Raw genomic sequence first — 23316 nt, forward strand, 5'->3', positions numbered from 1 at the left:
GAAGCATGGGACCAGAGTAAGCGCTAAAGCGCTAACTCTGGTCGACAGGAGATATGGAGATGCAATCGACGATCAAACCCGTCGAGTACGACCGGCCCATTGCAGCAGGGACCGTGTGCGGCGTGGGACAGGCGTGGGCCAAGGTGCCCGATGCACCGTCCCCCGAGGAGCGCGCTGCGCTGAAGGCGCGTATCAAGGCGCTGCTCGTGCGTGAAAAGGCCGTGCTGGTCGCGCACTACTACGTGGACGCCGAGCTGCAGGAACTCGCCGACGAAACCGGCGGCTGCGTCGCCGACTCGCTCGAAATGGCCCGCTTCGGCCGCGATCACGACGCGCAGACGCTGGTCGTCGCCGGCGTGCGCTTCATGGGTGAAACCGCGAAGATCCTGAGCCCGAACAAACGAATCCTGATGCCCGATCTCGATGCGACCTGTTCGCTCGACCTCGGCTGTCCGGTCGATGAATTCTCGGCGTTCTGCGATGCGCATCCCGACCGCACCGTGGTCGTCTACGCGAACACCAGCGCGGCCGTGAAGGCACGCGCGGACTGGATGGTCACGTCGTCGATCGGCCTCGAGATCGTCGCCGACCTGCATGCGCGCGGCGAGAAGATCATCTGGGCGCCCGATCGCCATCTCGGCAGCTATATCCAGAAGAAAACCGGTGCGGACATGCTGCTGTGGCAGGGTTCGTGCCTCGTCCATGACGAGTTCAAGGGCATCGAGCTCGACCTGCTGCGCGCCGAATATCCGGACGCGAAGGTGCTCGTCCATCCCGAGTCGCCGGAAAACGTCGTTGCGCAGGCCGATGTCGTCGGCTCGACCACGCAGCTGATCGACGCGGCCGTCAAGTTCGACGCGACGCGCTTCATCGTCGCGACCGATCTCGGCATCCTGCACAAGATGCAGCTCGCGGCGCCCGGCAAGACCTTCATCGCGGCACCGACGGCCGGCAACAGCGCAACCTGCAAGAGCTGCGCGCACTGCCCGTGGATGGCGATGAACGGCCTCGCGAACCTCGCCGACGTGCTGGAACGCGGTCACAACGAAATCTTCGTCGATCCCGCGATCGGCGAGCGCGCACGCTTGCCGATCGACCGGATGCTCGATTTCGCGGCCGCGCACAAGAAGCGCGTGCAGGCGAGCGGCGATCTACAGCGCGACCAGCAACTGTTTGCGAACGTGGGGGCGGCATGACCCGTGCAGTCTCCCCGCTTTACGACATCGTTCGCGAGCAATACGGCTCGGCATTCGACGACGCGATCGCGCGCAACGTTGCCGATGCGATTGCGGAAGACGTCGGCACCGGCGACCAGACCGGGCGGCTCGTGCCGGCCGGCGGGCGTCGCCGCGCGCGCATCATCGTGCGCGAGGAAGCCGTGCTGTGCGGCGTGCCGTGGTTCGAGGCCGTGATCGGCCGGGTCGATCCTGCGATCACCGTGCAATGGCGCTATCGCGAAGGCGACCGGATGACGCCCGATTCGACCGTCTGCGAACTCGAAGGGCCGGCGCGCGCGCTGTTGACAGCCGAACGCAACGGGCTGAACTTCCTGCAACTGCTGTCGGGTGTCGCGACCGCGACGCGTCGTTATGTCGACCGCGTCGAAGGCACGCGCGCGAAGATCCTCGATACACGCAAGACGCTGCCGGGCCTGCGGCTCGCGCAGAAGTACGCGGTGCGCGTCGGCGGAGGCGAGAACCAGCGTCTCGCGCTGTACGACGGCATCCTGATCAAGGAGAACCACATCGCGGCGGCGGGCGGCGTCGGCGAGGCGCTCGACGCGGCGTTCGCGCTCGATTCGGGCGTGCCCGTGCAGGTTGAAGTCGAGACGCTTGCGCAGCTCGACACGGCGCTCGCGCATCGCGCGCAGTCGGTGCTGCTCGACAACTTCACGCTCGACATGATGCGTGAAGCGGTGCGCGTGGCGGCCGGCAAGGCGGTGCTCGAAGTGTCGGGCGGCGTCAGTTTCGATACGGTGCGCGCGTTCGCGGAGACGGGTGTCGATCGCATCTCGATCGGTGCGCTGACGAAGGACGTGCGCGCGACGGACTATTCGATGCGGATCGTCGACTGACCGAGCGTCATGTGATCAGACAAAAAGCCGTTGGCGCGCAAACGCCAACGGCTTTTTTCCTGTGCGGCCGCAGCCGGGAAGGGTGCGCCGCTCAGCGACGCGCGCGCGGCGTGAGCACGCTCGGCAGCGCCTTCGGCAGCGTGTGCGGCCAGTCGCGGCTGTAGTGCAGCCCGCGGCTTTCGCGGCGCGACTGCGCGCTTTTCACGATCAGCGTCGCCACGTCGACGAGGTTGCGCAGTTCGAGCAGGTCGCGCGTCACGCGGAAGTTCGCGTAGTACTCGTGGATCTCGTCGCGCAGCAGCGACAGCCGGTGCTTCGCGCGTTCGAGGCGCTTGTCGGTGCGCACGATGCCGACGTAGTTCCACATCAGGCGACGCAGTTCGTCCCAGTTGTGCGCGACGACGACTTCCTCGTCCGCATCCGACACGCGGCTTTCGTCCCATGCGGGCAGCGTGGCCGGCGTTTCCGAATCGAAGCCTGCCGCCTCGATCGCTTCGGCCGCCGCACGGCCGATCACGAGACATTCGAGCAGCGAGTTGCTCGCGAGCCGGTTCGCGCCGTGCAGCCCCGTGTACGACGTTTCGCCGACTGCATACAGGCCCGCGAGATCGGTGCGCCCGGCGAGATCGGTCACGACGCCGCCGCACGTGTAGTGCGCGGCCGGCACGACGGGGATCGGCTGTTTCGCGATGTCGATGCCGAATTCGAGGCAGCGCGCATGGATCGTCGGGAAGTGTTCGCGCAGGAACGCTTCCGGCTGATGGCTGATGTCGAGATACACGCAGTCGATCCCGCGCTTCTTGATCTCGAAGTCGATCGCGCGCGCGACGATGTCGCGCGGCGCGAGCTCGGCGCGCGGATCGTGCGCGGGCATGAAGCGCGTGCCGTCGGGCAGCTTCAGCAGGCCGCCTTCGCCGCGCACGGCTTCCGAAATCAGGAACGATTTCGCGTACGGATGGAACAGGCAGGTCGGGTGGAACTGGATGAATTCCATGTTCGACACGCGGCAGCCCGCGCGCCACGCCATCGCGATGCCGTCGCCGGTCGCCGTGTCGGGGTTCGTCGTGTACAGGTAGACCTTGCCGGCGCCGCCCGTTGCGAGCACCGTATGCGGCGCCTCGATCGTGATCGTGCGGTCGTTGTCGACGTCGAGCGCATACAGGCCGTGACAGCGGCGGCCGGGCAGGCCGAGCCGGTTCGATGTGATCAGGTCGATCGCGTGGTGATTTTCGAAGAACGTGATGTTCGGATGCTGGCGCGCGCGCTCCGACAGCGTCGCAAGCACCGCATGGCCGGTCGCGTCGGCCGCGTGAATGATCCGGCGGTGGCTGTGGCCGCCTTCGCGCGTCAAGTGGAAGCCGAGCTCGGCCGCATCGTCCTTCGTGAACGGCACGCCTTGCGAGATCAACCATTCGATTGCTTCGCGGCCGTGCTCGACGATGTAGCGCGTCGCGCCTTCGTCGCACAGGCCGCCACCGGCGACCAGCGTGTCGTCGACGTGGTTCTCGATGCTGTCCGCCGAATCGAGGACCGCCGCGATGCCGCCCTGCGCGTTATCGCTTGCGCCCTCCATCATCGAACGTTTCGCGATCAGCGCGACACGTCGCGTGCTGGCCAGATTGAGTGCGACCGACAGCCCTGCCAGGCCGCTGCCGACGATCGCCACGTCGAATTTCATGCTGCATCTCCATCGTTACGCTTTTGATCTTGTGCGTTCCGGCGGCCATGGCCGCGGAAAGGGGAGAGCATACCGCGTCGGGCCCGAGCGTGCGCGCAAAACAAAAAGCCCCGCATGCGCGGGGCTTTTCGGTCGCCGTCAGGCTGGCAGAAACCGGAGATTACTTGATCTTGGTTTCTTTGTATTCCACATGCTTGCGGACGACGGGATCGAACTTCTTGATCGCCATCTTTTCCGGCATGTTGCGCTTGTTCTTCGTGGTCGTGTAGAAGTGACCCGTACCAGCGGTCGACTCGAGCTTGATCTTGTCGCGTGCGCCTTTTGCCATGATTGTGCTCCTTGGGCTTAGGCTTCGCCGCGTGCGCGCAGGTCAGCGAGCACGGAATCGATGCCGTTCTTGTCGATCAGGCGCAGGCCCGCGTTCGAAACGCGCAGGCGCACCCAGCGGTTTTCGCTCTCTACCCAGAACCGGCGGTTTTGCAGGTTCGGGAGGAAGCGGCGCTTCGTCTTGTTGTTGGCGTGGGAAACGTTGTTGCCGCTCATCGGCGCTTTCCCAGTTACTTGGCATACGCGTGCCATGAGAGCACTCCTAATACGCTAAATTCGGGGTTCGATCGCCGATGAAGGTTCTCATTGCACCGCCACGTGATCCATGGCCGCACTCTCAGAACGCCGTAGCCCTTGCAGACAAGGCCCTTCGATGGCTAGAACTGGTTGGAAAAAAGACAGACGGCGATTCTAGCAGAAAAAGTTCAGGAAAATCAAACCTAATTTCGCTTCGCCGTTGCGGCACCCCGGGGTGGGTCGCCGCGCCACAGTCTACAACCAACCGGCACGTGCGAACGAGAAAGTGTCGCTGGTGCCGACGACGACATGATCGAGCAGCCGGACGTCGACCAGTTCGAGCGCGTCGCGCAGCACGCGGGTCAGGCGGCGGTCCTCCGCGCTCGGCTGTACCGCGCCTGACGGATGGTTGTGCGCGACGATCAGCGCAGCGGCGTTGTGCGTCATCGCGCGGCGCACGATCTCGCGCGGGTAGACGGCCATGCGCGTCAGCGAGCCGCGCGTGATTTCCTCCGCCTCGATCAGGCCGTGGCGGGCGTCGAGGTACACCGCGACGAACACTTCGTGCGGGTATGCGCCGATCTTCAGCCGCAGATAATCCTCGACCGCGCCGGGCGAATCGATCGGCGTCCGCTCGCGTGCCTTCTCCTTCAGCATGCGTCGCGCGATCTCGGTGACCGCGGCCAGCCGCGTGGAGCGTGCGGGGCCGATGCCGGGGTGCGCCTCGAAATCGTCGGTCGTCGCCTCGAGCAGCCCGCGCAACGTTCCGAACTGCTTGACCAGTGCGCGGGCGCTGACGAATACGTCGTGCCCGGGCTTGCCGGTGCCGAGCAGCAGCGCGATCAATTCGTCGTCGGTCAGTGCGGCCGGCCCGCGCTCCAGCAATCGCTCGCGCGGCCGCTCGGGCCGCCAGTCCACCGGGCGGCGCTTGCGCCGGCGGAGCGGGAGGACGCGGCAGGGCGGATCGGCCGGCGCATCGGCGGCGTCGCGGCATTCGACCGGCGGCAGGGTGAGGCAGGATGACAGCATGCTTGAAACTCCATTGGCGGCGGGCGCGCTGCGCGACGTCGTCGCACTTTCCGCCTTGCGCGCTCAGGTGACTTACAATATCGGCTTTGCGCCGGGCCTTTCGGCCGTATCGGGCGCCGACTGAACGAGTAATTCATGAGCCTCATCGATCTATCCGAAGTGAAGCCCGGTTCCCACGTCACGTTGCATTACCGGCTGGCGCTGGCCGACGGCGCCGACATCGTCAACACCTTCACCGACAAGCCGGCCACGCTGCTGCTCGGCGCGGGGCAACTGGCGCCGTCGCTGGAACAGATTCTGCTCGGGCTCAGGGTTGGAGACCACTCGACTTTTCAGCTAACGCCCGAACAGGGGTTCGGTCCCCGGAATCCCGACATGCTCCAGCGCGTGACGCTGTCGACGCTGCGCGAGAACGGGATGGTCGGCGACGATTTCACGCCGGGCGAACTGATCGAGTTCAATGCGCCGGACGGCGGCCGGTATGCAGGGGTGCTGAAGGAAGTCGGCGAAACCTCGGCGCTGTTCGACTTCAATCATCCGCTCGCGGGCCAGGCGCTCACGTTCGAAGTGAAAATCATCGGAATCCTGTAATCATGAGCACCACCGATACGCTGTCCGGGCAGACCGTCGCCGCCGACGCCGAAATCCTGCTGGCCCAGCCGCGCGGCTTCTGCGCGGGCGTTGACCGCGCGATCGAGATCGTCGAGCGCGCGATCGCGATGCACGGTGCGCCGATCTACGTCCGTCACGAAATCGTCCACAACAAGTACGTGGTCGAGGATCTGAAGAAGAAAGGCGCGATCTTCGTCGAGGAACTCGAGGAAGTGCCGGCCGGCAATACCGTGATCTTCAGTGCGCACGGCGTGTCGAAGGCCGTGCGCGACGAGGCCGACGTGCGCGGGTTGCGCATTTACGACGCAACCTGCCCGCTCGTCACGAAGGTGCACGTCGAGGTGGCGAAGATGCGCCAGGACGGCGTCGACATCGTGATGATCGGGCACAAGGGCCACCCGGAAGTCGAAGGCACGATGGGGCAGGTCGAACGCGGCATGCATCTCGTCGAGAGTGTCGAGGACGTGCAGAAGCTCGAGCTCGCCGATCCCGAGCGCATCGCGCTCGTCACGCAGACGACGCTGTCCGTCGACGATGCGGCCGAGATCATCGCCGCGCTGAAGACGAAGTATCCGAAGATCCGCGAGCCGAAGAAGCAGGACATCTGCTACGCGACGCAGAATCGCCAGGATGCCGTGAAGTTCATGGCGCCGCAGTGCGACGTCGTGATCGTTGTCGGCAGCCCGAACAGCTCGAATTCGAGCCGCCTGCGCGAAGTGGCCGAGAAGCGCGGTGTGGACGCGTACATGGTCGATGCGCCCGACCAGATCGATCCGGCATGGGTCGCAGGCAAGCGCCGCATCGGCGTGACGGCCGGCGCGTCGGCACCCGAAGTGCTCGCCCAGGCCGTGATCGCGCGACTGCGCGAACTCGGCGTGCGCAACGTTCGCGCACTCGATGGCATCGAGGAAAACGTGTCGTTTCCGCTGCCGCGCGGGTTGAACCTGCCGCCCTCCGCCTGATTGCCGCATCGCACCCGCGGAACACCGAAGCGCGCCTCCCGGCGCGCTTTTTTTTGTGTGTCGAAATTGCAATCGCAACCATAATTCATGGCCGTGGTGCAACCCGGTTGCTCCGGGCGTTCGTAACTGTCTCTCAAAATTGGTTGCAATGCAGGAAAACCCCATCGAATCAGGATTATTGGCGTCCTATAAATGGAGTTACAATGCGCCCGTTTTCAGGCCTGAATGGCTTTGAAATCGGATTTGGGCAAGGCGCGGGAGACCATTCAATGCATGTGAAGTTGGCTTACGCCGTGTCCGTCGCCGCACCGGTTGCAATGCTTGCCGGTTGCAGCAAAAAGAGCGACGACGGGGCGGGCAGGGAGGCTGCGGTGTTCGCGGCAGCGCCGGCCAGCGGCGTGCGCGTCGCCGGAACCGGTCGTGCGGCACCATCGGTGTGCCGCATCGCGCAGCAATTGGGCAAGGACAAGGAAAACGGGGCACGTTTGGCGATCGAGGAAATCAACGCGCTTGGCCTGGCGAACGGTCGGGCAGCGGGCATGCAGGTTGCATCGCAGCAAGCCGCCGGTCGTGGCGTGACAACGACCGGGCGCGCCGATCGACGGATGCCGGCTACGGCGCCGCACGCATGCAGCGGTGCGGGCAGCGTGCGGATGTCCCCGGCCCCCTTTCATTTCGATTCGACGAAACAGCGTGTCGCCGCGGGCGGTGGTGTCGTGGCGCGCGGCCTGGTTCGTACGATGGATTCCGACGCAGCCCTGACGAATGTCGGGCGCGGCTTTCGCGATGCCTTGCCAGGCGACGCGGCACGGAATCCGATCCGCCCGGATGCGGGGCTTGCCTCGCACCGGACGGGAAAAGGCACGGATGCCGGGCAACCGGACGATGGCCGTCACGGCATGCTGCCCTACGACTTCAAGGAGGCCTCGAACACCGTCCTCGACGTCGTGACGATTTAGCGACGGGACTCACGACGGCACCGGAACAGTGCGGTGCCGTTTTTGTATCCGCTCCGGCGGCAGGTCCGGCCGTACAGGCCGGGCGGCGCACGCCGGGACGATCCACACCCTTACCGGTATCGACTAGTACCCGCAGTGTCGCCGAGAAGGCGCGATTCCTCGCTTACCCGCGGGGCGCAACGTCCTCCGGCAGCACGGGCCAAGGAGCTTTAAATGGATATTTTCGTCCAGCAGGTTCTCAACGGGCTGGTGCTCGGCAGTGTGTACGCCATCATCGCGTTGGGTTACACGATGGTGTACGGCATTCTCGGCATCATCAACTTCGCGCACGGCGACGTGCTGATGATCGGCGCGATGGTCGCGTTGTCGGCCATCACCGTGCTGCAGAACCATTTCCCCGGACTCGGCAACATCGCGACGCTGACGATCGCCCTGGGCATTGCCGCGGTCGTCTGTGCATTCGTCGGCTTCACGATCGAGCGCGTCGCATACCGGCCGCTGCGCCGCGCGCCGCGCCTCGCGCCGCTGATCACCGCGATCGGCGTGTCGATCCTGCTGCAGACGGCCGCGATGATCATCTGGTCGCGCAACCCGCTGCCGTTCCCGCAATTGCTGCCGACCGACCCGATCAACGTGATCAAGGCCACCGACACGACGCCCGGCGCCGTGATCTCGGTAACTGAAATCGTGATCATCGCGGTGGCGTTCATCGTGATGGGCGGCCTGCTGCTGCTCGTGCACAAGACCAAGCTCGGCCGCGCGATGCGCGCGATCGCCGAAAGCCCGAACACGGCAAGCCTGATGGGCGTGAACCCGAACTTCGTGATTTCCGCGACGTTCATGATCGGCTCCGCGCTCGCCGCGCTGGCCGGCGTGATGATCGCGTCCGAATACGGCAACGTGCACTTCTACATGGGCTTCATCCCCGGCATGAAGGCGTTCACGGCGGCGGTGCTCGGCGGGATCGGCAACCTCGGCGGTGCGATGGTCGGCGGCGTGCTGCTCGGCCTGATCGAGCAGCTCGGTGCGGGCTACATCGGCAACCTCACGGGCGGCGTATTCGGCAGTAACTACCAGGACGTGTTCGCCTTCATCGTGCTGATCATCGTGCTGGTGTTCCGTCCGTCGGGCCTGCTGGGCGAACGTGTCGCGGATCGCGCGTAACGGAAGGGAGCAAACAACATGACATCCATTCAACCGATCGAATCCTCGACGTCGCTCGTCGAAGAGCGCAACACCACCAAGACCGTCGTCATCGGCATCCTGACCGCTGCGTTCGTGATCGCCGCGCCGATCATCATCGGCTCGGCCGGCGGCAACTACTGGGTCCGCGTGCTCGACTTCGCGATGCTGTACGTGATGCTCGCGCTCGGCCTGAACGTGGTGGTCGGCTTCGCCGGCCTGCTCGACCTCGGCTACATCGCGTTCTACGCGGTGGGCGCGTACACGGCGGCGTTGCTGAGCTCGCCGCACCTGACCTCGCAGTTCGAGTGGATCGCGGCCCTCGCGCCCGGCGGGTTGCACATCCCGTTCCTGATCATCGTGCCGATCGCGATGGCGCTGGCGGCGACCTTCGGGATCCTGCTCGGCGCGCCGACGCTGCGACTGCGCGGCGACTACCTGGCGATCGTCACGCTCGGCTTCGGTGAAATCGTCCGGATCTTCATGAACAACCTCGACCGTCCGGTGAACATCACCAACGGCCCGAAGGGGATCACGGGGATCGATCCGGTGCATGTCGGCGGTTTCAACCTGTCGCAGACGCACTCGCTGTTCGGCCTCCAGCTGCCGTCGGTCTACATGTACTACTACCTGTTCGTGCTGTGCTCGCTGCTGGTGATCTGGACGTGTACGCGCCTGCAGCACTCGCGTATCGGCCGCGCATGGGCGGCAATCCGCGAGGACGAGATCGCGGCGAAGGCGATGGGCATCAACACCCGCAACGTGAAGCTGCTCGCGTTTGCGATGGGCGCATCGTTCGGTGGCCTGTCGGGCGCGATGTTCGGCTCGTTCCAGGGCTTCGTGTCGCCGGAATCGTTCACGTTCTGGGAATCGATCGTGGTGCTGGCGTGCGTGGTGCTCGGCGGCATGGGCCACATCCCGGGCGTGATCCTGGGTGCGGTGCTGCTCGCGATCTTCCCGGAATTCCTGCGCTCGACGATGAGCCCGCTGCAGCATGCGCTGTTCGGTCATGACATCGTCGATACGGAAGTGATCCGCCAGGCGCTGTACGGCCTCGCAATGGTGATCATCATGCTGTACCGCTCGGAAGGCCTGTGGCCCGCGCCGAAGCATGAGGACAAGATCGCGAAACTGGCGAAGCGCAACACCAAGAAGCCGGTGCGCGCGTAACGAACGGACAAGGGGATATACACATGAGCGACAAGCAAATCCGACTGTCCGTCAAAGGCGTGAACAAGCGCTTCGGCGGCTTGCAGGCACTGTCCGACGTCGGCCTCGAGATCAAGGAAGGCGAGATCTACGGTCTGATCGGCCCTAACGGCGCCGGCAAGACGACGTTCTTCAACGTGATCACGGGCCTTTACACGCCGGACTCCGGCGAGTTCAAGCTCGACGGCACGGAATACAAGCCGACCGCGGTGCACCAGGTCGCGAAGACGGGCATCGCGCGCACGTTCCAGAACATTCGTCTGTTCGGCGGGATGACCGCGCTCGAGAACGTGATGGTGGGCCGCCACGTGCGGACCAAGCACGGGCTGCTCGGCGCGGTGTTCCAGACGCCGGCGGAACGCCAGGAAGAGCGTGAGATCAAGGAGCGCGCGATCGAGCTGCTCGAATACGTGGGCGTGCTGCAGTACGCCGACTACACGTCGCGCAACCTGTCGTATGGCCACCAGCGCCGGCTGGAAATCGCCCGCGCGCTGGCGACCGACCCGAAGCTGCTTGCGCTCGACGAGCCGGCGGCCGGGATGAACGCGACCGAGAAGGTCGAACTCACGCGCCTGCTCGACAAGATCCGCTCGGACGGCCGCACGATTCTGCTGATCGAGCACGACGTGAAGCTCGTGATGGGGCTGTGCAACCGGATGACGGTGCTCGATTACGGCAAGGTGATCGCCGAGGGTCTGCCGCAGGACGTGCAGAAGAATCCGAAGGTGATTGAGGCATATCTCGGCGCAGGGGTGCACTGATGGCAGCGGCAATGTTGAAAATCAAGGGCTTGCAGGTCAACTACGGCGGCATTCAGGCCGTCAAGGGCGTTGACATGGAAGTCCGTCAGGGCGAGCTCGTGACGCTGATCGGCGCGAACGGCGCAGGCAAGACCACGACGATGAAGGCGATCACGGGTCTGAAGCCGTATTCGGCGGGCGACATCGAGTACGACGGCAAGTCGATCAAGGGCATCCCCGCGCACGAACTGCTCAAGCGCGGCCTCGCGATGGTGCCGGAAGGCCGCGGGATCTTCGCGCGGATGTCGATCGTCGAGAACATGCAGATGGGCGCGTACCTGCGCAACGACACCGAGCAGATCAAGAAGGACGTCGACCGGATGTTCGGCTTCTTCCCGCGCCTGAAGGAGCGTGCATCGCAGCTCGCGGGCACGCTGTCGGGCGGCGAGCAGCAGATGCTGGCGATGTCGCGCGCGATTCTCTCCAAGCCGAAGCTGCTGCTGCTCGACGAGCCGTCGATGGGGCTGTCGCCGATCATGGTCGAGAAGATCTTCGAAGTGGTGCGCGAGATCTCGAAGGAGGGCATCACGGTGCTGCTCGTCGAGCAGAACGCACGCCTCGCGCTGCAGGCGGCCGACCGTGGCTACGTGATGGACTCGGGCATGGTCACGATGGAAGGCGACGCGAAGCAGATGCTCGACGATCCGAAGGTGCGTGCAGCGTATCTCGGCGAGTAAGTGGATGAATGAGCGGGCCCGGTGACGCCCGGCGGCAGATGCCGCGTGCGTCATGCAAGGGCTTTCGAAAGGCTGTCACGGGATGCCGTGACAGCTTTTTTTTTCGTGTCGTGCGATTCGTGTCGAACTGTGCGCGCGGAGGCGACTCCATTCGACTGTTGCGCTGCGCACACGGCGCGGGAAACGACAGGGCCGGTCGCCCGCAGCCGGTCGCCCGCAGCCGGTCGCCCGCAGCCGGTCGCCCGCAGCCGGTCGCCCGACGCCGGTCGCCCGCAAACCGACACACGGGCCGCGTAGCATCGACGGCCCATCGGCACACGGAGAACACGCATGAGTCTGGACTACGGTTTCGTGAAGGCGAAGGTGACATCGGTGGCGAAGCTGAAGGGCTCGCCGCACGGCAGCGAGATCCAGTATCACATCCACCTGACGCTGGCGTTGCCGGGAGGCGACTGGGATGTCGCGATCAACGTCGGCACCAGCGATGCGGACGACTTGCTGAACTACAAGCTCGTCTACGATTTCCACCATCCCGTCACGCAGACGCTTGCGGCCGCGGCGGAAGGCTACACCGACCTCACGGGGCAGGCCGCGCTGCCCGCGCTCGACTACCTGCGCAGCGACATCCTGAACGAGACGGGTGCATGGCGCGCGAGCGCGGTGATGGACGGCACCGAGAACCCGGAGCCGATCCCGTCGCTGCTGCGGCTCGTCAGTGCCGCGCAGTCGCAGGGCCTCGACGTCGTCGTGTTCGGTCGCACGTATGCGGAAGGCAACGGGATCCACGACACGCACATGAACCAGGGTTCGACGGGCCCGAACTATCTGCATCGCGCGGGAGACGACCACAACGACCACAACGACGTCTGGCAGGACGGCGCGCTGATCGTGCGCGTGAGCGATACGCAGTGGGCCGCGTATTTCGCGGCGTTCGAACAGCAGGACGTGCCGACCGACGCGCTCGGCAATCCGCTGCCGGGCGCGGGGCCGATCACGCGTTGAAGCAGGCCACTGTCGCCGCCGGCTGCATCACGCGGCCGGCAGCGTCTTGCCGAACGAGATGCGCTCCTCGACGCGATAGCCGAGCGCCGCATAAAAGCGGCACGCATCGTCGTTGCCGGGCAGCACCTGCAGGTTGATCTTCAGGCAGCCGCGCGCGGCGAGCGCGCTTTCCGCGTGCGCGATCAGCGCGCGGCCGACGCCGAGCCGCCGCGCGTCGTTGGCGACGCCGAACGAGTAGAGCCAGCCGCGATGTCCGTCGAAACCCGCCATCAGCGTGCCGACGACGCGCGCACCGCTGGTCGCGACGAAGAACAGCTCGGGCTGCGTCGCGAGCTTCAGCTCGATCGATCGCAGCGGGTCGCGGTGCGGCGGCGCGCCGGCTTCGTCGTACTGCGGGAACGCGTCGCGCCATACCGCGAGCACGGCATCGGTGTCGGCGCGTTCGAACGGGCGGATAGCGACAGCATCGGCGGCGGCATCCATCGCGGCGGTCTCCTTAGAGCGTGTCGAGGATCGACCGCAGCATCGCCATCATCTGGTCGATCTCTTCGGTCGTCACGTTCAGCGCGGGCATGAAGCGCAGCAGGTTCGGCCGCGCGGCGTTCAGCAGCAGGCCGTCGGGCTGCATGTCGCGCGCCTTCTCGACGATCTGCGGGCCGATGTCCTTGCCGAGCAGCAGCGCGCGCAGCAGGCCTTCGCCGCGTTCGCCTTCGAAGCCGCGCTCCTCCGACAGCTCGAGCAGCTTGCGCTTCAGGTATTCGCCGCGTGCACGCACGCCTTCGAGGAAGCCGGGCGCGACCAGCTGCGAGATCACCGAATAGCCGGCCGCCGTCATCAGCGGGTTGCCGTTGTACGTGCCGCCCTGGTCGCCGGCCTCGAACACCGCGACATCGGCCTTCGACAGCAGTGCCGCGAGCGGCACGCCGCTGCCGATGCCCTTGCCGAGCGTCATGACGTCCGGCTCGATGTCGGCGAGCTCGTACGCGAACAGCGTACCCGCACGGCCGCAGCCGCTCTGCACTTCGTCGACGATCAGCAGCAGGTTGTGCTGCTTCGTCAGCGCGCGCAGTTCGCGCATGAATTCGCGCGTTGCCGGAATCACGCCGCCTTCGCCCTGGATCGGTTCGAGCATCACGGCGACGGTCTTGTCGGTGATCAGCTTCTCGACCGAGTTGATGTTGTTCAGCTCGGCCTTCGGGAAGCCCGGCACCTGCGGCGCGTAGATCGTGTCCCAGCCCGGCTTGCCGCTGGCCGACATCGTCGCGAGCGTGCGGCCGTGGAAGCTGTGGTCGAACGTGATGATCTCGTATGCGCCGTTGCGGAACTTGCGGCCCCACTTGCGCGCGAGCTTGATCGCGCCTTCGTTCGCCTCGGCGCCGCTGTTCGTGAAAAACACCTTGTCGAACACGCTGTGCTGCGTGAGCAGGCCCGCGAGCTTCGCCATCGGTTCGTTGTAGAACGCCGGAGAAGGGTTCAGCAGCTTTTCGGCCTGCGTCTTCAGCGCTTCGACGACACCGTCGTTGCAGTGGCCGAGGCTGTTGACGGCCCAGCCCTGGATGAAGTCCAGATAGCGCTTGCCCGTATGATCGTAGAGCCACGAACCCTTGCCGTGCGTAAACACGATGTCGGGGCGGTTCGTGATGTACATCAGCGAGTCGATCGGGTAATCGTTCAAGGGCATGGCAGCAGACTCCAGCGGGCGTTGAAAGGGAAACGGGCAATAAAAAAGCCACGGAAGGCCGTGGCTGGTGGGTTCGAACAGCTTGTGCGTAACCGGTGAAGCAGTATGGGGGTTACGCGCGAGTCCGTGACGAGCCTGCGGCATCCGGGAGGAGCGGCGAGCGGCGACGTCGGAGAGCGGACAGGAAGCGGTTCATGTGCGCAAGCATAAGGCATCCCGCGCCCCACTGTAAACCGCCGCGATGCCACGGATGTGACATCGCGGCGCGGGCCGCGGGTGTGCGGTACTCAGACCGGATGGGCGAGATCGGCGGCGCTCGTGAACGAGTCCGCGTAGAACTCGTCGGCCGGCAGTGCGTGGTGCTGCGTGAAGTCGCGCTGCGCGGATTCGACCATCACCGGCGCGCCGCACGCGTACACCTGATGGCCCGACAGATCGGGCAGGTCCTCGATCACCGCGCGATGGACGAAGCCCGTGCGGCCCGTCCACTGGTCGCCGTCGTCGGGTTCGGAGAGCACCGGCACGTACTTGAAGTTCGGGATTTCGCTGGCCCACTGCTCGGCGAGCTCGCCGAGGTAGATGTCCTTCTTGCGGCGTGCGCCCCAGTAGAGCGTCATCGGGCGCGTGATACCGCGGTGCTTCACATGCTCGATGATCGCCTTGATCGGCGCGAAGCCCGTGCCCGATGCAAGCAGTACGATCGGCTTGTCGGAATCCTCGCGCAGGAAGAACGTGCCGAGCGGGCCTTCGAAGCGCAGGATGTCGCGTTCCTTCATCGCGCCGAACACGTGGTCGGTGAACTTGCCGCCCGGCATGTGGCGGATGTGCAGCTCGATCGGGCCTTCCTCATGCGGCGCGTTCGCCATCGAGTAGCTGCGGCGCGAGCCGTCCTTCAGGATGAACTCGACATACTGGCCCGCGAGGTACTGCAGGCGTTCGTTGGCAGGCAACTGCAGCTTCACGACCATCACGTCGTCGGCCTTGCGCTCGAGCGCGGCGATCCGGCACGGCAGCTTCTTGACCTGCACGCCGTCGACGCCGGCGATTTCGCGCACGTCGATCTCGAGATCGCATTGTGCTTTCGAGCAGCACAGCAGCGCGAGACCGCGCGTGCGCTCGTCATTGGACAGCGCCGACGCGGCATGCGGGCCCTGCTCGATCTGGCCCGACACGATCTGGCCCTTGCAGGAGCCGCACGCGCCGTTCTTGCAGCCGTACGGCAGATGGACGTTCTGGCGCAGCGCGGCCGCCAGCACGGTTTCGTCCGACTCGACCTGGAATTGCCGGCCGCTTTGCTTGAGAGTGACGTTGAATGCCATAGAACCAAACTAGAACAAAATGTGGGGACCGTGCATGTCGAGCACGGCAGCTACAATGCAAACCCGTTGCGCGTCGCGCAACGGTGGCTACTGATTTCGCAACCAACATGATCGCGACACGAATCCTGCGCCGGCCGCGCGCACTGATCGTCGGCTGCGGCGACGTCGGCATGCGCTGCGTCGCGCAATGGCGCGACACGCGCCGCAACCTGCGGATCTTCGCGCTGACGAGCCACCCGGCCCGCCGCGACGAACTGCGTGCCGCAGGCGCGACGCCGATCGTCGGCGACCTCGATCGCCCGGCGACGCTCGGCCGCCTCGCGGGCCTTGCCGGCACGATCCTGCATCTCGCGCCGCCGCAGTCCGACGGCCGCGACGACCGGCGCACGCGTGCGCTGATCGCCGCAACGACCGTGCCCGCGCGGCGCCCGGCGGCACCGCCGGCTCCGGCGGTCGGCCGGCTCCGAACGCTGCGCGCCGCTGCCCGGCAGGCCCGCGCGCCCGTTCGGGCAGCGCGTATTGTACCCGACGGTCTTCGCGCGCCGAGGCTCGTCTACGCGAGCACGACGGGCGTATACGGCGATTGCGGCGGCGCGCGTATCGACGAAACGCACCCGCTGCATCCCGCGAATCCGCGCGCGTTCCGGCGCGTATCGGCCGAGCGGCAACTGCGCGCGGCGACGGTGCGCGGCGTGCTGTCCGCGCGCATCGTGCGCATCCCGGGCATCTACGCGGCGAACCGTCTGCCGGTCGCGCGGCTCGAGCGCGGTACGCCGGCGCTGGAGCCGGCCGACGACGTCTACACGAACCACATCCACGCGGATGATCTCGCGGCGATCCTGCGCCGCGCGGCCGAGCGCGGCAGGCCGGCGCGCGCCGTGCACGCGTCGGACGACAGCGAACTGCGGATGGGGGAGTATTTCGACCGGGTCGCGCAGGCGCTCGGCCTGCCGCGGCCGCCGCGCGTCAGCCGCGCGGACGCCGAACGCCAACTCGAACCGGCGCTGCTGTCGTTCATGCGCGAGTCGCGGCGCCTGTCCAATGCACGGCTCAAGGCCGAATTGTGCGTGACGTTGCGTTATCCGACCGTAGACGATTTCCTTCAAACGCTTGCGCCGGGTAGCGGGTCAGGTCAGCGCCGGTAACGCCTCGATCAGCAGGAAGCACAGCAGCGCGCCGATCAGCGCGCCGATCAGGTTCGGATGATATTTGTGCTTCCGGTGCATCGCGGCCAGCAGCCCGCCGATCACGATGACACCGACGACCGCGAACGCGATCATCACGTACGACAGTTCGAAAGAATGGTTGATGGTCATGATGTCTCCCCTGCATCGCTGCTCGTGCAGCTTGTGATTTGAGTATAGCGGGGGATCGTACGGCCGAGACGCGGCCGGACACCGAACGGTCGTGCGGATTTTCCCTTACAGGGTTTTGACGGGATTGCGCAACGCTGAAAGGTCGGCGTCATCGAGCCACCGCCACGCGCCGGGTTCAAGGTCGTCCGGCAGCGCGAAGCCGCCGATGCTTTCGCGGTGCAGCAACACGACGCGGTTGCTCGCCGCCGCGACCATGCGTTTCACCTGGTGATACTTGCCTTCCAGGACGGTCAGCGCGAGCGCGTGCGTGTCGCGCGCGTCGGCGGCGACCGCCGCGATCGGCTTCGGCTCGCCGTGGAGCTGCACGCCGGTACGCAGCGCGTGCAGTTGCGCATCGTCGAGCGGGTGGCGCACGGTCGCTACGTAAGTCTTCGGCACCTTGCGCTTCGGCGACGTGTACGCGTGCACGAACTGGCCGTCGTCGGACAGCAGCAGCAGGCCCGTCGTGTCCTGGTCGAGACGGCCGACGCACTGCACGCCGCGCGCGACGAGCGGCGCGGGCAGCAGGCTGAACACGCTTGAATGGTGTTGCGGATCGCGTGAACACTCGTAGCCGGCCGGCTTGTTGAGCGCCAGATAGGCACGTGCGTGGAACGGCCAGGCCGTATCGTCGACCGAGAATACGAGGCCGTCGGTGTCGAACGACGCGTCGGGGTCGTTCGCGCTGATGCCCGCGATGGCGACGCGGCCGGCTTCGATCAGGCCGCGGCACTGGCGGCGCGAGCCGAAGCCCTGGGTGTAGAGAATGCTTTCGAGATCCATAGCGGGCGCATTCTATCAAGCGGCGCGCGACCGGCATGAACATGCTTGCGCTGGTAAGCTGCCGGAACGCCGCGCGGGGTGCGGCGCCTGTTCATTCTTCACGGAAAGTCCATGCATTTCGATTCGTTCCCGTTCGGCCGCAAGGCTGCCGCCGTCATCGTTGCCGCGACCGTTTCGTCGGCCGCGTTCGCGCATGCGCATCTCGCGAAGAGCGATCCGGCGGCGGGCGCGGTGCTGGCCGCCGCACCGGCCGCCGTTACGATCGATTTCACCGAGCCGCTGGAGCCGGCGTTCAGCTCGATCGTCGTCGTCGACGGCGACGGCAGGACGATATCGGACGGCAACGCGCGCATCGATGCATCGAACCGCAAGCGGATGACGGTGCCGCTCACGGCGGTCGGCACGGGCGCCTATACGGTGAAATGGGTGGCCGTCGCGACCGACGGACACCGTACGCAGGGTGCGTACGGCTTCAGCGTGAAGTAACGCAACTGCGGCGGCAGGCCCGTGCCAGGGCTGCCGCCGCTCTTATCCGACAGGGAGTTTCCCGCATGAATCCGACGACGCTCGATGCACTCGCCGATTTCCCCCGTCTGCTCGAAGCCCATTTCGCGGCCGTGCCCGACGGCTACGCGCGCTGGACGCCCGACGACTGGGCCGGGATACCGAGCGAGCACTTCTCGCCGCTCGGGCAGCTTTGCCATGTGCGCGACATCGAGATCGACGGTTATCACGTGCGGCTGCGGCGGATGCTCGACGAAGATCGGCCGCTGCTCGTGTCGATCGACGGCGATGCGCTCGCGATCGAACGCCGCTACAACGATGCCTATGCGTCCGACGTGCTCGCGGCGATCCGCGTAGCGCGGCGCGAGACGCTAGAGCTCGTGTCGCGCCTCACCCCCGAGCAGTTCGAGCGTGTCGGCGAGTTCGACGGCTACGGTTCGCTGACCGTGCGCGGGCTCGTCCATTACCTGTGCAGCCACGACCAGCAGCATCTGGCCGGCATGCAGTGGCTGCTCGGCAAGATCGACGCGGCGTTGTACGCGCGCTGAGCCTGCCGGCGGACACGCCGCCGCGCGAGCGAATTCCGGCTCGGTTGTCGGTGCGGCAGACCACGCTGCGACGTTCCGATTGGATCGGTTTTCTGGATAATCCATCCAGCCGCGACCGGCTGACCGGCGCGTCGCGCGTGCCTACACTCCTAGCTTCGTTCAACGAGGAAAGGAGTCAACCGTGGCAACTCACACGCTCGCAGACAAGGTCGTCCTGATCGCAGGCGGCGCAAAGAATCTCGGCGGCCTGATCGCGCGGGACCTGGCGGGCCACGGCGCGAAGGCCGTGGCGATTCACTACAACAGCGCGGCGTCGCAGGCGCAGGCCGAGGAGACGGCCGCCGCGGTGCGCGCGGCCGGTGCCGAGGCCGCAACGTTCCAGGCCGACCTGACGACGGCCGCCGCGGTCGAGAAGCTGTTCGACGACGCGAAGCAGCGCTTCGGCAAGATCGACATCGCGATCAACACGGTCGGCAAGGTGCTGAAGAAGCCGTTCACCGAGATCAGCGAAGCCGAGTACGACGAGATGTTCGCGGTCAACAGCAAGTCGGCGTTCTTCTTCATCAAGGAAGCGGGGCGGCACCTCGAGGATCACGGCAAGCTCGTCACGCTCGTGACGTCGCTGCTCGGTGCGTTCACGCCGTTCTATGCGGCGTACGAAGGGTCGAAGGCGCCGGTCGAGCACTTCACGCGCGCGGCGTCGAAGGAATACGGCGCACGCGGGATCTCGGTGACGGCCGTCGGGCCCGGCCCGATGGACACGCCGTTCTTCTATCCGGCCGAAGGCGCCGATGCGGTCGCGTATCACAAGACGGCGGCCGCGCTGTCGCCGTTCAGCAAGACGGGCCTGACCGACATCGAGGACGTCGTGCCGTTCATCCGCCATCTCGTGACCGACGGCTGGTGGATCACGGGCCAGACGATCCTGATCAACGGCGGTTATACGACCAAGTAACCGACCGGATAAGCGGTCACATACCGGGCCGCGTCGGCCGCCGCCGGCGCGCGGTGCCCTGTGCACCGCAATGTGCCGATTGCGTGGACAATGGACGGGCGCGCAACCGCGAGGCCGCGCGCCCGTTTTCTCCGTGCCGCCGGACCCTGCCGCGATGCGCGGCGGCTGCCCCGGCGACGGTCGTCCGAACCCACGTTCCCCGCCGATGGACAAGCTGGATCAGGTCAGAATCTTCCTGCAGGTTGCCGAGATGGGCAGCTTCATCAAGGCCGCGCATGCGCTCGACGTGCCGCGCGCGACCGTGTCGGCGGCCGTCCAGCAGCTCGAGGCGGGGCTCGGCACGCGGCTCTTGCACCGCACGACGCGCCAGGTGCAGTTGACCGCCGACGGCGTGCTGCTGCTCGAACGCGGCCGGCGCCTGCTCGCCGAGGCCGACGACCTCGACCGACTGTTCCGCCGCCGCGACCGCGACGTGGTCGGGCGGCTGAACGTCGACGTGCCGAGCCGGATCGCGCGCCGCGTGATTGCGCCCGCGCTGCCGTCGCTGTTTCGCCGCTACCCGAAGCTGCAACTGTCGCTCGGCTCGACGGACCGCTCGATCGATCTCGTGCAGGAGGGCGTCGACTGCGCGATCCGCGTCGGGCGGCTCGCGGACAGCAGCCTCGTCGTGCGGCCGCTCGGGCAGTTCACGCTGATCAACTGCGCGAGCCCCGACTACCTGCGCGAATGCGGCGTGCCCGAGCATCCGGATGCGCTCGCGCATGGGCACTGGGCGATCGGTTATGCGTCGCCGACGACGGGGCGCGAGCTCGGGTGGGAATACTGTGTGGACGGCGAGCGGCACACGCTGACGCTGCCGAGCCGCGTGATCGTCAACAACGCCGAAACCTATATCGCCGGCTGCATCGCCGGGATGGGGCTGATCCAGATTCCGCGGTTCGACGTCGAGCATCTGCTGGACAGCGGCGCGCTCGTCGACGTGATGCCCGGCCACCGCGCCGAGCCGATGGACGTGTCGGCCGTGTATCCGCACCGGCGGCACCGGTCGCGCCGGCTCAATGCGTTCGTCGATTGGTTCGGGGAACTGATGGCGGACGCGTTGACGGGGGCAGCGGCCGGGAAGGGCGCGGAAGGCGATTGACCGGGGCGGCCGGTTTGCGTCGTGCGCCGTCGCGCGTGTTTCAGTCGGCTAGCGCCGCGAACCGCCGGTTGCGCCCGGTTTCCCGCACCGCTTCGATCAAAGCCGCGCCGGCGCCGTCCGGTTTCGACGCGAACGCATGAAAACGCGCGGCCGGCAGCGCGGGCAGGCCGTCCTGCGGCCCGCACGCGCGCAGCCCGTCGCGTAGCTGGCTGCGCGCCAGCGCGGTGACCGCGAAGCCCGCGAGCGCGGCCGACACGCAGCCGGCCATGCTGCCGCTCTCGAACAGCACGCGGAACGGCCGCAGCGCGGCGGCGAGCGCCGATACGGCGGCCTCCCGATAGACGCACGGTTCCGGAAACAGCGCGAGCGGCACTTCGCCGCCGGCGTCGAGCGTGCGGTCCGACGCGAATGCCCACACGAGCGGTTCTTCCCACAGCAGTTCGCCCGGCGCGTCGACCTGCCGGCACTGCTTGCCGAACACGACATCGAGCCGGCCGAGCGCCTGCTCGCGCAGCAGCGACGCGGTGATCCCGACCTTCAGCTCGATTGCCGTACGCGGGTGGCGATCCCGGAACGTGCGCAGCACCTGCGGCAGCCACGCACCCGCGAAATCCTCCGATGCGCCGACGCGCAGCCGCCCGTGCGCCGGCGCGCCGCGCAGCCTTGCGCGCACTTCGCGCTCCAGGTCGACGATGTTGCGCGCGTATGCGTACAGCGTGTCGCCGGCCGGCGTGAGTGCGATACGGCGCGTCGTGCGCGCGAGCAGCACGGTGCCGGCCGCTTGTTCGAGCCGCTTGATATGGCCGCTGACGGCCGACGGCGTCAGCGCGAGGCGCTCCGCGGCCGGTGCGAACCCGCGGCTGTCGACGACTTCGAGGAAGGTGCGCAGCAGCGCGATGTCGAGCGAGGTCGACGCGGGATCGGTCAGCGGTTCCATGGGTCAATTCAACGCGATATTCGAAGAATGAATCATGATACTCCGTGAATCGTGATGAAAGGCCGGCCTACCATCGTTCGCTCAAGTTGACCCGACGGAGAACACGATGACTGCCTATGCGCATGCGACGACCGCGTCGCTCGATATCGCCTATCTCGAATGGAACCCGCGCGGCGAACGCGTGGCCGTGCTGCTGCACGGCTGGCCGGACAGCCCGGTCGGCTGGGAGTCCATGGCGGCGGCGCTTGCCGCGCATGGCTACCGCGTACTCGCGCCCGCGCTGCGCGGCTTTGAGCCGACGCGCTTTCGCGACGCATCCGTGCCGCGCAGCGGCCAACTCGCGGCGCTCGGGCGCGACCTGCTCGAACTCGTCGATGTGCTCGGCGTCGAGCGGCCCGTGCTGGTCGGGCACGACTGGGGCGCCCGCGCGGTCGCGAACGCGTGCGGGCTGCGCAACGGCGTCGCATCGCATCTGGTGATGCTGTCGGTCGGGTACGGCACCAACGATCCCGGTCAGCCGCTGTCGCTGCAGCAGGCGCGCAACTACTGGTATCACTGGTTCATGGCGACACCGCGCGGCGAGCAGGCGCTGCGCGACGATCGCCGCGCATTCGCACGCCTGATGTGGGATACGTGGTCGCCGCCCGGCTGGTATCGCGACAGCGATTTCGATGCGGCTGCCGCCGCGTTCGACGGGCCCGACTGGATCGACGTCGTGCTGCATTCGTACCGGCATCGCTGGGGTTTCGCACCGGGTGCGCCGGCCTATGCCGATGACGACGCGCGGCTGAATCCGTCGCCCGTGCTGTCGGTGCCGACGCTCGTGCTGCACGGCGGCGCGGATACCGTCAACCACCCGGACAGCTCGGTCGGGCGCGAACGGTTCTTTACGGGGCGCTATGAACGGCAGGTCCTGGACGGCGTGGGGCATTTTCCGCAGCGCGAGGCGTCGGCGGCGGTCGCCGACGCGATTCTGCGGTTCTGCGAGCTCGGCTGAACGCGCGGCTTGCGCCACGGCGCACGGTCGGTCGAACCGGTCATTCGGTGCGATGCGGAATGTTGTCCGGGAACGGATAGGGCGCATGCGGCCCCGGCCAGTCGGGCACGGGCGGCTCGCGCAGCAGGTCGCATCCGCCAAGCATGATCAAGAGAAGCGCGGCGAGCACGCCGCGGCGAATCGGGCTTGAAATGGCGTGCGTTGACATGGCCTGCCTCCGTGCTGCGTTCCCTGATGCTTGGACCGCCGGGCGAGGGCATGCGTTGCGGTGAACGTCGCACGCGGCAAAAACAAAAAACCCGCGAAGCGGCGAGCTTGCGCGGGTTTCGACAGGTGCAGCGCGTGACG

28 protein-coding genes are annotated in these 23316 nt (G+C 66.6%); 17 read left to right on the forward strand and 11 right to left on the reverse strand.

The genetic code is table 11. From position 1 onward, the window contains the following. Positions 1 to 59: 59 nt before the first annotated feature. On the forward strand, positions 60 to 1196 hold the full coding sequence (gene nadA, locus OEJ37_RS23565) for a quinolinate synthase NadA (protein WP_175919218.1): 1137 nt from the start codon (positions 60 to 62) through the stop codon (positions 1194 to 1196). Continuing rightward, positions 1193 to 2074, forward strand: coding sequence for a carboxylating nicotinate-nucleotide diphosphorylase (gene nadC / locus OEJ37_RS23570; protein ID WP_174419995.1), 882 nt, complete (start codon positions 1193 to 1195; stop codon positions 2072 to 2074). Before nadA ends, nadC begins: the two co-directional genes overlap by 4 nt. Before the next feature lie 91 nt (positions 2075 to 2165). On the opposite strand, the gene nadB is transcribed toward nadC, so the two are convergent. From nadB to radC, 4 genes are all read right to left on the reverse strand, one after another. Then, on the reverse strand, positions 2166 to 3752 hold the full coding sequence (gene nadB, locus OEJ37_RS23575; protein WP_174419996.1) for an L-aspartate oxidase: 1587 nt from the start codon (positions 3750 to 3752) through the stop codon (positions 2166 to 2168). 160 nt (positions 3753 to 3912) lie between these two features. Next, the gene (gene rpmG, locus OEJ37_RS23580) at positions 3913 to 4080 is read right to left on the reverse strand and encodes a 50S ribosomal protein L33 (protein WP_006478046.1); all 168 of its coding nucleotides are present in this window, start codon (positions 4078 to 4080) and stop codon (positions 3913 to 3915) included. A gap of 17 nt (positions 4081 to 4097) precedes the next feature. After that, positions 4098 to 4331, reverse strand: a complete 234-nt coding sequence (gene rpmB, locus OEJ37_RS23585) for a 50S ribosomal protein L28 (RefSeq protein WP_004186391.1) — start codon at positions 4329 to 4331, stop codon at positions 4098 to 4100. Positions 4332 to 4571: 240 nt separating this feature from the next. Then, complete coding sequence (gene radC / locus OEJ37_RS23590) at positions 4572 to 5345, reverse strand: RadC family protein (protein ID WP_174419997.1); 774 nt, start codon at positions 5343 to 5345, stop codon at positions 4572 to 4574. Between radC and OEJ37_RS23595 the strand changes: the two genes are divergently transcribed. The 9 genes from OEJ37_RS23595 to OEJ37_RS23635 all read left to right on the forward strand — a co-directional run bounded on the left by OEJ37_RS23595 (position 5344) and on the right by OEJ37_RS23635 (position 12748). Continuing rightward, the gene (locus OEJ37_RS23595; RefSeq protein ID WP_263346064.1) at positions 5344 to 5469 is read left to right on the forward strand and encodes a hypothetical protein; all 126 of its coding nucleotides are present in this window, start codon (positions 5344 to 5346) and stop codon (positions 5467 to 5469) included. The two genes, radC and OEJ37_RS23595, sit on opposite strands and share 2 nt — an antisense overlap. A gap of 11 nt (positions 5470 to 5480) precedes the next feature. Continuing rightward, on the forward strand, positions 5481 to 5936 hold the full coding sequence (locus OEJ37_RS23600) for a peptidylprolyl isomerase (RefSeq protein ID WP_034178811.1): 456 nt from the start codon (positions 5481 to 5483) through the stop codon (positions 5934 to 5936). Between the two features lie 2 nt (positions 5937 to 5938). Further along, positions 5939 to 6919, forward strand: coding sequence for a 4-hydroxy-3-methylbut-2-enyl diphosphate reductase (gene ispH, locus OEJ37_RS23605; RefSeq protein ID WP_174419998.1), 981 nt, complete (start codon positions 5939 to 5941; stop codon positions 6917 to 6919). Between the two features lie 269 nt (positions 6920 to 7188). Further along, positions 7189 to 7878 (forward strand): amino acid-binding protein, encoded by a 690-nt coding sequence (locus OEJ37_RS23610; RefSeq protein WP_254624644.1) that lies wholly within the window; start codon positions 7189 to 7191, stop codon positions 7876 to 7878. Positions 7879 to 8091: 213 nt separating this feature from the next. Beyond that, positions 8092 to 9042, forward strand: a complete 951-nt coding sequence (locus OEJ37_RS23615; RefSeq protein WP_047898817.1) for a branched-chain amino acid ABC transporter permease — start codon at positions 8092 to 8094, stop codon at positions 9040 to 9042. An 18-nt stretch (positions 9043 to 9060) separates the two neighbouring features. Next, positions 9061 to 10230 (forward strand): ABC transporter permease subunit, encoded by a 1170-nt coding sequence (locus tag OEJ37_RS23620; RefSeq protein WP_096471564.1) that lies wholly within the window; start codon positions 9061 to 9063, stop codon positions 10228 to 10230. 23 nt (positions 10231 to 10253) lie between these two features. Then, positions 10254 to 11030 carry an ABC transporter ATP-binding protein gene (locus tag OEJ37_RS23625; protein ID WP_011352945.1) on the forward strand — a complete coding sequence of 259 codons (777 nt, stop codon included), beginning with the start codon at positions 10254 to 10256 and terminating at the stop codon, positions 11028 to 11030. Next, a complete protein-coding gene (locus tag OEJ37_RS23630; RefSeq protein ID WP_034178805.1) occupies positions 11030 to 11746 on the forward strand; it encodes an ABC transporter ATP-binding protein in 717 nt (238 codons plus the stop codon). The genes OEJ37_RS23625 and OEJ37_RS23630 overlap by 1 nt, the downstream gene beginning before the upstream one ends. A gap of 330 nt (positions 11747 to 12076) precedes the next feature. Further along, a complete protein-coding gene (locus tag OEJ37_RS23635; RefSeq protein WP_175944763.1) occupies positions 12077 to 12748 on the forward strand; it encodes a DUF2278 family protein in 672 nt (223 codons plus the stop codon). A 27-nt stretch (positions 12749 to 12775) separates the two neighbouring features. On the opposite strand, the gene OEJ37_RS23640 is transcribed toward OEJ37_RS23635, so the two are convergent. The 3 genes from OEJ37_RS23640 to OEJ37_RS23650 all read right to left on the reverse strand — a co-directional run bounded on the left by OEJ37_RS23640 (position 12776) and on the right by OEJ37_RS23650 (position 15748). Beyond that, positions 12776 to 13231, reverse strand: coding sequence for a GNAT family acetyltransferase (locus tag OEJ37_RS23640; RefSeq protein ID WP_111016302.1), 456 nt, complete (start codon positions 13229 to 13231; stop codon positions 12776 to 12778). 13 nt (positions 13232 to 13244) lie between these two features. Further along, on the reverse strand, positions 13245 to 14429 hold the full coding sequence (locus OEJ37_RS23645) for an acetylornithine transaminase (RefSeq protein WP_174420001.1): 1185 nt from the start codon (positions 14427 to 14429) through the stop codon (positions 13245 to 13247). 287 nt (positions 14430 to 14716) lie between these two features. Beyond that, positions 14717 to 15748, reverse strand: coding sequence for a CDP-6-deoxy-delta-3,4-glucoseen reductase (locus tag OEJ37_RS23650; RefSeq protein ID WP_034178801.1), 1032 nt, complete (start codon positions 15746 to 15748; stop codon positions 14717 to 14719). 107 nt (positions 15749 to 15855) lie between these two features. Here OEJ37_RS23650 and OEJ37_RS23655 point away from each other — a divergent pair, with 107 nt between their 5' ends. Beyond that, entirely contained in the window at positions 15856 to 16893 is a 1038-nt protein-coding gene (locus OEJ37_RS23655) for an NAD-dependent epimerase/dehydratase family protein (protein ID WP_175919222.1), read from the forward strand. Here the strand turns inward: OEJ37_RS23655 and OEJ37_RS23660 are convergent. Together OEJ37_RS23660 and OEJ37_RS23665 are read right to left on the reverse strand one after the other, a co-directional pair. Next, positions 16876 to 17064, reverse strand: a complete 189-nt coding sequence (locus OEJ37_RS23660; protein WP_174420003.1) for a hypothetical protein — start codon at positions 17062 to 17064, stop codon at positions 16876 to 16878. The genes OEJ37_RS23655 and OEJ37_RS23660 overlap by 18 nt on opposite strands. A gap of 105 nt (positions 17065 to 17169) precedes the next feature. After that, positions 17170 to 17886, reverse strand: coding sequence for a 16S rRNA pseudouridine(516) synthase (locus tag OEJ37_RS23665; RefSeq protein WP_175919223.1), 717 nt, complete (start codon positions 17884 to 17886; stop codon positions 17170 to 17172). Between the two features lie 111 nt (positions 17887 to 17997). Between OEJ37_RS23665 and copC the strand changes: the two genes are divergently transcribed. From copC to OEJ37_RS23685, 4 genes are all read left to right on the forward strand, one after another. Beyond that, positions 17998 to 18372, forward strand: coding sequence for a copper homeostasis periplasmic binding protein CopC (gene copC / locus OEJ37_RS23670; protein ID WP_174420005.1), 375 nt, complete (start codon positions 17998 to 18000; stop codon positions 18370 to 18372). Between the two features lie 65 nt (positions 18373 to 18437). Beyond that, complete coding sequence (locus OEJ37_RS23675; protein ID WP_174420006.1) at positions 18438 to 18938, forward strand: DinB family protein; 501 nt, start codon at positions 18438 to 18440, stop codon at positions 18936 to 18938. Positions 18939 to 19119: 181 nt separating this feature from the next. Beyond that, positions 19120 to 19893, forward strand: a complete 774-nt coding sequence (locus tag OEJ37_RS23680; RefSeq protein ID WP_006478064.1) for an SDR family oxidoreductase — start codon at positions 19120 to 19122, stop codon at positions 19891 to 19893. Positions 19894 to 20098: 205 nt separating this feature from the next. Next, complete coding sequence (locus OEJ37_RS23685; RefSeq protein WP_175919224.1) at positions 20099 to 21034, forward strand: LysR family transcriptional regulator; 936 nt, start codon at positions 20099 to 20101, stop codon at positions 21032 to 21034. A 40-nt stretch (positions 21035 to 21074) separates the two neighbouring features. Here OEJ37_RS23685 and OEJ37_RS23690 read toward each other — a convergent pair whose 3' ends face one another. Beyond that, positions 21075 to 21971 carry a LysR family transcriptional regulator gene (locus OEJ37_RS23690; RefSeq protein WP_174420009.1) on the reverse strand — a complete coding sequence of 299 codons (897 nt, stop codon included), beginning with the start codon at positions 21969 to 21971 and terminating at the stop codon, positions 21075 to 21077. Between the two features lie 106 nt (positions 21972 to 22077). Between OEJ37_RS23690 and OEJ37_RS23695 the strand changes: the two genes are divergently transcribed. Continuing rightward, positions 22078 to 22968 carry an alpha/beta fold hydrolase gene (locus OEJ37_RS23695; protein ID WP_175919225.1) on the forward strand — a complete coding sequence of 297 codons (891 nt, stop codon included), beginning with the start codon at positions 22078 to 22080 and terminating at the stop codon, positions 22966 to 22968. Between the two features lie 40 nt (positions 22969 to 23008). Here OEJ37_RS23695 and OEJ37_RS23700 read toward each other — a convergent pair whose 3' ends face one another. Continuing rightward, on the reverse strand, positions 23009 to 23176 hold the full coding sequence (locus OEJ37_RS23700; protein WP_175919226.1) for a hypothetical protein: 168 nt from the start codon (positions 23174 to 23176) through the stop codon (positions 23009 to 23011). Between the last annotated feature and the right edge of the window lie 140 nt (positions 23177 to 23316).

The sequence above is a fragment of the Burkholderia sp. BKH01 genome, from assembly GCF_025685725.1.
In the GTDB taxonomy this organism is placed as follows: Bacteria; Pseudomonadota; Gammaproteobacteria; order Burkholderiales; family Burkholderiaceae; genus Burkholderia; species Burkholderia pyrrocinia_C.